This is a genomic window from Ruegeria sp. TM1040, from assembly GCF_000014065.1.
Lineage (GTDB): Bacteria > Pseudomonadota > Alphaproteobacteria > Rhodobacterales > Rhodobacteraceae > Epibacterium.
The window spans coordinates 165,457-175,000 of record NC_008043.1 but is presented as its reverse complement, the minus strand read 5'-3'; the positions used below and the strand labels follow the sequence as shown (position 1 = coordinate 175,000).

Sequence of the window (9,544 nt, the reverse complement as noted above, 5' to 3'; positions counted from 1 at the left end):
CCAAGGGTTCCTGCTTAAAGCTAATCTGAGCAGGGTAAGCCGGCCCCTAAGCCGAGGCCGAAAGGCGTAGGCGATGGGAACCAGGTTAATATTCCTGGGCCAGGAGGATGTGACGGATCATGAAGGTTGTTCGCCCTTATCGGATTGGGCGGGCCGCTGATTGGTCCCTGGAAATAGCCCTCCATCAGACCGTACCCTAAACCGACACAGGTGGACTGGTAGAGAATACCAAGGCGCTTGAGAGAACGATGTTGAAGGAACTCGGCAAAATACCTCCGTAAGTTCGCGAGAAGGAGGCCCGGGTCCTACGCAAGTGGAATCCGGGGGCACAAACCAGGGGGTGGCGACTGTTTATTAAAAACACAGGGCTCTGCGAAGTCGCAAGACGACGTATAGGGTCTGACGCCTGCCCGGTGCCTGAAGGTTAAAAGGAGGGGTGAGAGCTCCGAATTGAAGCCCAGGTAAACGGCGGCCGTAACTATAACGGTCCTAAGGTAGCGAAATTCCTTGTCGGGTAAGTTCCGACCTGCACGAATGGCGTAACGACTTCCCCGCTGTCTCCAACATCGACTCAGCGAAATTGAATTGCCTGTCAAGATGCAGGCTTCCCGCGGTTAGACGGAAAGACCCCGTGCACCTTTACTACAGCTTCGCACTGGCATCAGGATTGTGATGTGCAGGATAGGTGGTAGGCATCGAAGCAGGAACGCTAGTTCCTGTGGAGCCATCCTTGAGATACCACCCTTCGCACTCTTGATGTCTAACCGCGGTCCCTTACCGGGATCCGGGACCCTGCGTGGCGGGTAGTTTGACTGGGGCGGTCGCCTCCTAAAGCGTAACGGAGGCGCGCGAAGGTGGGCTCAGAGCGGTCGGAAATCGCTCGTTGAGTGCAATGGCAAAAGCCTGCCTGACTGCGAGACTGACAAGTCGAGCAGAGACGAAAGTCGGCCATAGTGATCCGGTGGTCCCGAGTGGAAGGGCCATCGCTCAACGGATAAAAGGTACGCCGGGGATAACAGGCTGATACTGCCCAAGAGTCCATATCGACGGCAGTGTTTGGCACCTCGATGTCGGCTCATCTCATCCTGGGGCTGGAGCAGGTCCCAAGGGTACGGCTGTTCGCCGTTTAAAGAGGTACGTGAGCTGGGTTTAGAACGTCGTGAGACAGTTCGGTCCCTATCTGCCGTGGGTGTAGGATACTTGAGAGGAGTTGCCCCTAGTACGAGAGGACCGGGGTGAACGATCCACTGGTGGACCTGTTATCGTGCCAACGGTAGTGCAGGGTAGCTATGATCGGAAAGGATAACCGCTGAAGGCATCTAAGCGGGAAGCCCCCCTCAAAACAAGGTATCCCTGAGGGCCGTGGAAGACCACCACGTCAATAGGCCGGAGATGTAAGCGCAGCAATGCGTTCAGTTGACCGGTACTAATCGCCCGATTGGCTTGATCTGATCCAGTAAAAGACAGCCAAAAACCAAAAAGCAAAAACAAAACTTGGACAACTCGTTGACCCTCATAAAGGGGTCAACACGTTGATGATGAAAATCATCAACACGTTGATAAAACTGAAATGAAGCAGAACATACATGTTCTGTGACATAACTCAGGTGTGGCCACGCGATTTGCCTCCGGCATATCGCTTCCGGCCACCGTCTGAACTCGCTTCGCGAGTGCAGCTTTGGGTTCTTATTCGGTTTGGTGGCCAAAGCACAAGCGAAACACCCGGTCCCTTCCCGAACCCGGAAGTTAAGCGCTGTTGCGCCGATGGTACTGCATCTTAAGGTGTGGGAGAGTAGGGCACCGCCAAACCTAATAAGAACCCAAATAAATCCTCTCTAAACAAAAAAACAAAACAAACAACGCGGGATGGAGCAGCCAGGTAGCTCGTCAGGCTCATAACCTGAAGGTCGTAGGTTCAAATCCTACTCCCGCAACCAAATCAAATACATGATTACAACAAACTAAACCTCGCATCCGCGGGGAAAATCGCGTTCGAGAAAACGAAAAACAACGTGACGTGCTCTCATGAAATGTCCGCGTTTTGAAGTTAGCCTGTTCTCCACATGACGAGACAGACAATGCGGAAAAGTCGATTCAGCGAAGAGCAGATCATTGGCATCTTGAAGGAGCACCAAGCCGGGATGAGCGCCAAGGCGCAGGTCGCGAAAGGTTGCGAACGAAAGCAAAAGTCAGGGCCCCAAAAAGCCAAAACCTCACGCGTCCCGCGTCTCGTTCAACTCAATATGCCCGCCCGCGTTTGAAAAGACCCGCCGCAGCATAGGCTCGAAAAACTCAAGAGGCTTGGTCGCGTACGCAGGGTCAAACGCGTTCTGATCGTAATTATGGCAGAAGTACACACAGGCGTCGTAATAGGGGCTGTCTTTGTATCTCTCCCGTGCGAGGCGATCTCCTCCGAGGTGATGGTTGTAATAATACCCCTGAAAAACGCAGTGATGTTTGAGGATCCAGCACGCTTTCTCCGACATATACGGCTTGGCAATTGCGGCGGCCACTTCCCCATGATTGTACGGTGAAAGAATATCGCCAATGTCATGGATCAGGGCGGCAACGACTATCTCTTCCTCGGCGCCGTCCTCATAGGCGCGGCTCGCGGCCTGCAGAGAGTGCTGATAGCGATTGATCGGATAGGGCGTCCAATCCTCGTCAAGCGAGATCAACGCCGCAATCAAGCGGTCCACCAAGCCCGCGTTGAAGTGATCGTCATAGGCCATAACGGCCAGAAAATCCTCTTTGCTTGCGTCTTCCATGCGGGTCCATGTGGGCCGATGCGTTTTATCAAGCATGCGCGGTATCCTTCTCTGATGGCAGGCTGCTCCTGTGCAATCGACGGTATGCCCAGAGATATGAGAAAAAAAGCAAATTGATTTTGGCTCAATGATCGAAGATGTTTATCAAATATGACGTTTGCCCAGATACAGACCTTTCTTGCGGTGGCCCGGCTTGGAAATTTCCATGCCGCCGCGCGGCAACTCAACGTGACGCAGGCCGCCGTCAGTGCGCGGGTCCGACAGCTTGAAGAAGAGCTGGATCTGCGGCTCTTCGAACGGGGGCGAAGGGGGGCGGAGCTGACCGAGGCGGGACGCTTCCTCTTGCCCGGAGCGGAGGCCATCGCCAGCACCTGGACCACGATTTCCAAGGATGCGCGGCATTTCTACGCTGGGCGCGTACCCTTGCGGCTCGGGGGGCAGCTCAGCATTTGGGACCAGCAACTTGTGGACCTCGTGATCTGGGTGGAAGAGACCCTGGGCGCGCTGCCGCTTGCGCTCAACTTCGATCATGAGATGAATGTTCAGGATGCGATCCGCAACGGTGTGCTGGATTTTGCCTTGACCCATGAACAGCCAGCCCCGGATCTGACCGGCGTTGCGCTCCCGGCCGAGAGGCTTGTTCTTGTGGGGTCAGAGCCTTTTGATCTGGGCCAAAGCGACCTGCCTCTTTTTATGAATTTCCAGTTGGGTGGGCAGTATGATGCCTTTGTCGCGCGGCATCTTTCCGGCCACGCCGGACAGCATATCATGATGGGCAACTGCGCGATGGGGCTTCGCTATCTCCGGAAACGCGGGGGCATCGCCTTTTTTCCGGTCTCGATGGTTGTCGAGGACATCCAGCACGGGCATCTGTTCCCGGTTCAAGGCGTCCCGGAGATGGAACTGGCCTGCAATGCGGTTTATCACCCTTCTTCGGTGCTGGGCGATTTGACAGCGCAGATCGCCACAGCCGCACGATCTCTGCGCAGCCGCGAGCCGGTTGTGGCTCTGGATACCATGTCCTAGCGTTGGCGCCGACCAGTGCTTGTGTCTGCCGAGCTCCTGTGTCGCCTCCTTAAGCGCACTTTGGGCGGGTCCGAAGAGTCTTTGCGATCCTGAGAAAGGCCGTGACCGCCGGAGAGCGAACCGCAGTAGGGTGAAGGGCGAGACCGATCATGCGGGGATGCGCAGGCGAAAGGGGCCGGATGACCCAAGGGTTGTCAGGGTGCGCCGCAGGAACGGCCATCTCTGCAACAACAGACACACCTTGGCCCCGGCCAACCATCGACAGCGTGCTCAAAAGCTGCGAGGTGCGGTAGCGCGTTTGGGGTGTAAGTCCCGCAGCGGCAAAAAGCGCGCTCACAATTTTGACGGACCCGGATTCAGGCATGATGAAGGGATCATTGCACAGATCACTCAGGGTCACGCGCTCCTGTTTTGCAAGTGCGCTCTGTCTCGGCACCAGGGCGACAAATTGGTCTGTCGCAATCGGAATGGTCTCAAACCGATCATCTGGCAGCACCACAAATCCCATGTCGATGCGGCGTTCTTCGAGCCATTTGACGATGATGTCGTCGGCGGCTTCCTCGATGAACACGTCGATGCCGGGGTAGGCGCGGTGAAACGCGCTCATGAGATCTGGAAGAAGTTGCAACGAAGATGTTGCCCCAAAAGAGCCGATGCGCAGGCTGCCGGTGTCCAGGCCGCGAAAAGAGGCCGCCTCCTGTTGCATGGTGCGCGACAGGCCAAGAATTTCGCGCGCGCGTTCAAGCAGTTGTGCTCCAATCGGTGTCAGCACGATCTGCGACCCCTGACGGTCGAACAGGCTGACATTCAGCGCGGTCTCGAGAGATTTCAGCGCGTGAGACACCGCAGGCTGACTGATCCCGAGACGGCGTGCGGTGAGGGTAAAGCTCTGGGCCTCGGAAAGTGCAACGAAGATTTCGAGCTGACCGAATGTCATGAATGAATCCTAATTTGCGTATTAGTTTCCATAAGTGAAATTGAATGTCCATCTTGATTCTCATGGTGGTTCAGATGGCCTTCTCACCCGATACCGCGCTGCCGCTCCCCACGGCGGCGCTTTATGCAAAACTCACCGCAACTGCGGTTTTCTGGGGCGGCACCTTTGTGGCCGGACGCGCATTGGCGGGACAGCTTGATCCGCTGGCCTCGGCAACCGGGCGGTTTGGAATCGCCGTGCTTTGCCTGCTTGTGCTGACCCGCTGCGTCGAAGGCGGCCTGCCGCGCCTCACCCTCAGCCAGCTGGGGCTGACCCTCGGGCTCGGTCTGACCGGCGTTGTGTCTTACAACCTGTTCTTCTTTGCGGCGCTGACCGAGATGCCCGCATCGCGCACCGCATTGTTTGTGACTTTCAACCCGATCTCTGTCACCGTTGTCATGGTTGTTTTCGGGCAGGAGAGGATGACACTGCGGCAGGTCGCGGGCATTCTCGTAGCGCTGTTTGGTGCACTGGTCGTCATCAGTAAGGGCGATCTCCTGCATGTCTCGATGCATTTTGGGCGCGGTGAGGCCTATATGTGCGGCGCTGTGTTGAGTTGGGTGGGCTACACGGTGATTGGTCGCAGTGCGATGCGGCAGCTCAGCGCTCTGGCGGCGACCACATATGCCGCGCTCTGGGGGTTTGCGATATTGGCGGGGGCTCTGCTCTGGTCGGTGTACTGGTCTGGGCACGGGCCAGCGCCGCAGGGCCTGCGCCTCGATGTGGCCGCCGCGCTTTTTTATCTTGCGATTGGCGGGACTGTCGTCCCCTTCGTTTGGTATTCCGAAGGCATCCGTGCGCTCGGCGCCGGGCGGGCGGCGGTTTTCAACAATCTGGTTCCCTGTGCGGGCGTGCTTCTGGGTTTTGTGATCCTGAGTGAGCCCCTGACCGCTGCGATGCTTGCTGGCGGCGGCGTAGTTATCCTCGGTGTCGCGCTCACCAACCGAGGCTGAGGCTGAGGGTCGCATCGGTTCAGGGCCTCGGCAGCGCAGAGCGCATACGCTTGTGTCACGCACCGCGAAAACGGCTCAAAAACAAACCCCTACACAAACTTTTCCTTGTGCATGTCTCCCTCGAATATGGGGAATTCCCCATATTCAACCCTCTCAAACCCGCGGCTATCCAACGACTTCTGGACGTGGATCCTCGCGCGCCCATGCGGCACGCGCGGCATAAATGCTGGGGCATTCAAGCGGTTTATCCACATTGCAACGGATGACGATTTGAGAGGAAAAATGAAAAAATACATGATGCTGACCTTGCTGCCTTTGGTTGCTGCCTGCTCGGGCGGCGGCACAACCGGGGGAACGACTGCGACGCCGCAGACGGGACAGGCACTGACGGTCAGAACCACACCGATGGGCGCGGTTGTGACCAAAGACGCGGGCTACAACGATGTGGTCGCCGTCTACAATGCCGCTGGCGATACGCCCTCGACGGTCAACAAGACTCTGCCGGGGCTGAGCAATGGCGTGGACGTTCTGGCCCAGCAAGGCGTGAACCGTTGGGAAACCGAAGTGGAGCGTACGGTTGTGGCCTCCATCGCGGCCAATGGCCACAAGATCACTCGCGATCGGATCAGCGGCATTGATGGCGCAATGGTAGAGACCTACCGGCTCTATGATCCGAATGATGCGCTGGTGGCGATCGAGACACGTGGCAGCAACGCGGCGACGGCTGCGGTTGTGGGCTCGGTGGGCTACTGGGGGCAGTGGAACGGCGAGGTTGATGGCGTCAACTACGAAGAGGGCGCGGTCAATATCGTGGTCAATGGCAGCACCGGGCAGGCAGATCTGATCGTCTATGACCCGACCAGCGCCCAGACGTTTATCAATGAGGCCAGCGGCAGCAATACCCTGACCTATGACGCTGCAAGCCAGCAGGTCACGGGCTCAGTGGTGTTCACGACAGCAACCCAGAGCGCCTCGGGCGAGGCGCTTCTGTCCCTGGCCGGAAGCACCGCCGTGGCTGGCAGTACCAGTGCGCCAGAGCTGATCACAGGCCACGCCTATACGGATGCAAACCAGCCTTTTGGCGCCAACATCGGCATGATCGGCGCCTTGGACAACTGATCCATCCTTCTGTTTTGCAGTCATGGGAAGCGGGTCTCCGCTTCCCTTCCTTTTTTCAGAAATTCCGAGGCGATCCATGAAGCAGCTTTTGGTGCTTTTTCTCTCTCTGTGTCTTGCCGGAGGGGGCAAAGCCGATGAACGCTTGCGGACCTATTACGGCATGAAGCTCGCGGTTGCGGGGATCCCGGTGTTTGTGCCGCAGGATCCTTTGGTGCGGTTTGGTCAGGTCGAGGCCGCCCCCAAGGGGACTTGGCGCTTCAATGTGATGCCGGTCTTTGGGTATGATTCAAACCTCAACGGCGGCGTGCCCCATGATGTTGTGGACATCAATGGCCTGAGGTTCACGGTGCTGGAAAAAGACCGCGCCATTGGCGGACTGGAGGCGGGCGTCATGGCCCGTGTTCGGGCGGAGTATTACCTGGCGCAGGGGCATCGTCTCTCCGGTGCGCTCTCGGCCCGCTACACCCGGGCGCTGGCACATGATCTGGCCAGCCAGGTCGCCACGGCCAATGCCTGCTATCACTATGACGCGCCCAGCTGGACCTTTGCGCAGGCCTGTGTGACGGCGGGTTTGTCCAAAACGGAATTGTCCAAAACCCAGACTGAAACGGCCCGCATTTCGATTGGTAGGGTGTTTGATGTCGGAAAATTCCCCAAGTCTTTTCAATTGGGACTGTCTAAAACCAACGGAAATGACGCAGACTATACGCAGGTGCACGCCAACTATAACGTCAATACCGCGCGTGCGACCTATGCAATTGGATTGATGACGCGTATTGAAGGGGAAGGACATAGTGAAGACAAATCGGCCTATATGCAGATCACCAATTCAATGATCGGGCGCCCGGTTTCGACGGTTTTTCGATATTCCACATCAAGTGGCGGCGGCTTTCTCGGACTGCAACGGGATGAGCGCACGGCCTCTGTGACCATTTCCGTGCCTTTGACCGACAGGCTTGCATTCGATCTGAGCTATTCGGACACACGTTCACCGCTACAGTATTTTCGCAAAAAGACCTTTGGAGCCAATTTCATTCTGACCAAGTTTTAACCCACGCCCGTTCTGAGGCCGCTCTGATGTCACTGAACAAGAGCCTGAGGATCGGGATAAGCCACAGTTTATTAGGCACTATAGTTCTGGTTTGCGCCGCTAGATTCGTTAAATCCCGTCAATTAGAAAACAACGCTCTTCATGTCCGACATTCCCAAGATCATGACTCAGATCCTCGAGGCACCGACGCTCGAGCAGAAGTATCGTGTTTTTGCCGATTTCATGGAAGGTGAGTTCGGGTATGTGGGCGTGAACTACGGTATTTTTCTGGATGCGCGCTCCGCGCAGGCGATCAGCAATCATTTTATTGCAAAACGCATGGGGATGTCTTCGGAATGGCGAGAGATTTACCAGAAACAGGGGTATGGGCGGCGTGATCTTGCGATGATGATGGGCGCCGTGACCAAACGCCCGATTTTGCAAACCCAATTTTACCAGATGCAGCGGCAAGACGACATTCCAAAGCCCTATGCAGAGGTCATCGAAGGCGTGCATGATTTTGTAAAGTGCGGCGTGGTCCTGCCTGTCTATGCAAATGGTCGCAAGGGCGTTGTTGGCCTTTATGATCCCAAAGGCGATGCTGCAAAACACGATGAGAAATACCGAAAATACGGCACGCTGATCGAAGCACTGGCACGCCATCTCCATGTGTCGTCCAGCTGGGCAGAGGAAACCATCGCGCAGACCAGGCTAAGCGAAATGAACCTGCGTGTGCTGCGTCTCAAGGCGCGCGGTCTGCGCGTGAAAGAGATCTTGCACCAGATCGAGCGCGACAATCCCAAGACGGTCGACAATCATATGGCGCGGGTGCGCCGGTCTCTGGGCGCGCGCAATGACGTCGAAGCGGTTGCCAAGGCCGCCACATTGGGGCTGCTGGAGCCATCAGGCGACCCCTTTGACCACGAGGGTGCCGATATTCTCCCCCGGGGGATTGGCCGGACGTGACGGTGGTTTCTCTGTATCGGAGACTTCATCACCGGGTATAGGCGCGATATGCATTTATCGGCACTCGACGCCTGCCGCCGCAGGCGTCATACCGCTTTTGTCCGGGGGCTGGGGCAGCAAACCGAAAGCCACGCGGCTCTTTGATCCATGACAATATCGCCAACAGGAGGGCAGCACGATGCATCATTCAGGGCCACGGCTGCATATCATCTTTGGTAAGATCGCCTCCGGGAAGTCCACGCTTGCCAAGCGGCTCGCTGCGGAGCCGGCGACGGTTCTGATTTCCGAGGATGTCTGGCTCAAGACCCTTTTTGGCGATGCGCTGCAGACCTTAGAAGACTACATCCGTTGCAGTCGCCTGCTTCGCGCGACGATGGCGCCGCATGTGGTCGCACTGCTGCAGTCGGGGGTGTCTGTTGTCCTCGATTTTGCGGCAAATACACCCGCTCAAAGGCAGTGGTTCAGGGAAATCGTCGAGGTCTCCGGCGTTGACCATGCCCTGCATGTGCTTGATGTATCCGATGATGTCTGTCTGGCGCGGTTGCAGCGGCGCAATGCCGAGGGGAGTCACCCTTTCACCGTGACGGAGAGTCAATTTCACGACTTCATGCAGCATGTTACGCGCCCCGGCGCCGATGAGGGCTTCAACCTCGTGATCCATGGCGCGGACTGATCCCTGCCGAGGGCCTTGGGTTCTGCGCTGCCG

General features: G+C 57.1%; 8 protein-coding genes, 1 tRNA gene and 2 rRNA genes (1 of these 11 cut by a window edge). 9 read left to right on the top strand and 2 right to left on the bottom strand.

Annotation, left to right across the window (positions count from 1 at the left end):
• The 3 genes from TM1040_RS01350 to TM1040_RS01340 form a co-directional block, all read left to right on the top strand.
• A 23S ribosomal RNA gene (locus TM1040_RS01350) occupies nucleotides 1-1,451 on the top strand (it extends 1,382 nt beyond the left edge of the window).
• 243 nt (nucleotides 1,452-1,694) lie between these two features.
• Nucleotides 1,695-1,809, top strand: a 5S ribosomal RNA gene (rrf, locus tag TM1040_RS01345).
• Nucleotides 1,810-1,860: 51 nt separating this feature from the next.
• Nucleotides 1,861-1,937, top strand: a tRNA-Met gene (locus TM1040_RS01340).
• Nucleotides 1,938-2,213: 276 nt separating this feature from the next.
• Here the strand turns inward: TM1040_RS01340 and TM1040_RS01335 are convergent.
• Nucleotides 2,214-2,804 carry an HD domain-containing protein gene (locus TM1040_RS01335; RefSeq protein WP_011536807.1) on the bottom strand — a complete coding sequence of 197 codons (591 nt, stop codon included), beginning with the start codon at nucleotides 2,802-2,804 and terminating at the stop codon, nucleotides 2,214-2,216.
• A gap of 114 nt (nucleotides 2,805-2,918) precedes the next feature.
• Between TM1040_RS01335 and TM1040_RS01330 the strand changes: the two genes are divergently transcribed.
• A complete protein-coding gene (locus tag TM1040_RS01330) occupies nucleotides 2,919-3,794 on the top strand; it encodes a LysR family transcriptional regulator (RefSeq protein WP_011536806.1) in 876 nt (291 codons plus the stop codon).
• A 49-nt stretch (nucleotides 3,795-3,843) separates the two neighbouring features.
• Here the strand turns inward: TM1040_RS01330 and TM1040_RS01325 are convergent, their stop codons facing one another.
• A complete protein-coding gene (locus TM1040_RS01325) occupies nucleotides 3,844-4,731 on the bottom strand; it encodes a LysR family transcriptional regulator (protein WP_011536805.1) in 888 nt (295 codons plus the stop codon).
• A 44-nt stretch (nucleotides 4,732-4,775) separates the two neighbouring features.
• Here TM1040_RS01325 and TM1040_RS01320 point away from each other — a divergent pair, with 44 nt between their 5' ends.
• The 5 genes from TM1040_RS01320 (at nucleotide 4,776) to TM1040_RS01300 (ending at nucleotide 9,511) form a co-directional block, all read left to right on the top strand.
• Complete coding sequence (locus TM1040_RS01320; RefSeq protein WP_011536804.1) at nucleotides 4,776-5,723, top strand: DMT family transporter; 948 nt, start codon at nucleotides 4,776-4,778, stop codon at nucleotides 5,721-5,723.
• Nucleotides 5,724-6,005: 282 nt separating this feature from the next.
• Entirely contained in the window at nucleotides 6,006-6,842 is an 837-nt protein-coding gene (locus TM1040_RS01315; RefSeq protein WP_044026440.1) for a hypothetical protein, read from the top strand.
• 76 nt (nucleotides 6,843-6,918) lie between these two features.
• Nucleotides 6,919-7,893, top strand: coding sequence for a hypothetical protein (locus TM1040_RS01310; protein WP_011536802.1), 975 nt, complete (start codon nucleotides 6,919-6,921; stop codon nucleotides 7,891-7,893).
• A 141-nt stretch (nucleotides 7,894-8,034) separates the two neighbouring features.
• On the top strand, nucleotides 8,035-8,838 hold the full coding sequence (locus TM1040_RS01305) for a response regulator transcription factor (RefSeq protein WP_011536801.1): 804 nt from the start codon (nucleotides 8,035-8,037) through the stop codon (nucleotides 8,836-8,838).
• A gap of 178 nt (nucleotides 8,839-9,016) precedes the next feature.
• Nucleotides 9,017-9,511: an AAA family ATPase gene (locus TM1040_RS01300; protein ID WP_011536800.1), complete on the top strand. Its 495-nt coding sequence runs from the start codon at nucleotides 9,017-9,019 to the stop codon at nucleotides 9,509-9,511.
• Nucleotides 9,512-9,544: the final 33 nt, after the last annotated feature.

Coding starts and splice junctions, on each gene's coding strand:
- TM1040_RS01315 (WP_044026440.1), top strand. CDS start 6,006: ATGAAAAAATACATGATGCTGACCTTGCTGCCTTTGGTTGCTGCCTGC.
- TM1040_RS01335 (WP_011536807.1), bottom strand. CDS start 2,804: ATGCTTGATAAAACGCATCGGCCCACATGGACCCGCATGGAAGACGCA.
- TM1040_RS01320 (WP_011536804.1), top strand. CDS start 4,776: ATGTCCATCTTGATTCTCATGGTGGTTCAGATGGCCTTCTCACCCGAT.
- TM1040_RS01300 (WP_011536800.1), top strand. CDS start 9,017: ATGCATCATTCAGGGCCACGGCTGCATATCATCTTTGGTAAGATCGCC.
- TM1040_RS01305 (WP_011536801.1), top strand. CDS start 8,035: ATGTCCGACATTCCCAAGATCATGACTCAGATCCTCGAGGCACCGACG.
- TM1040_RS01325 (WP_011536805.1), bottom strand. CDS start 4,731: ATGACATTCGGTCAGCTCGAAATCTTCGTTGCACTTTCCGAGGCCCAG.
- TM1040_RS01330 (WP_011536806.1), top strand. CDS start 2,919: ATGACGTTTGCCCAGATACAGACCTTTCTTGCGGTGGCCCGGCTTGGA.
- TM1040_RS01310 (WP_011536802.1), top strand. CDS start 6,919: ATGAAGCAGCTTTTGGTGCTTTTTCTCTCTCTGTGTCTTGCCGGAGGG.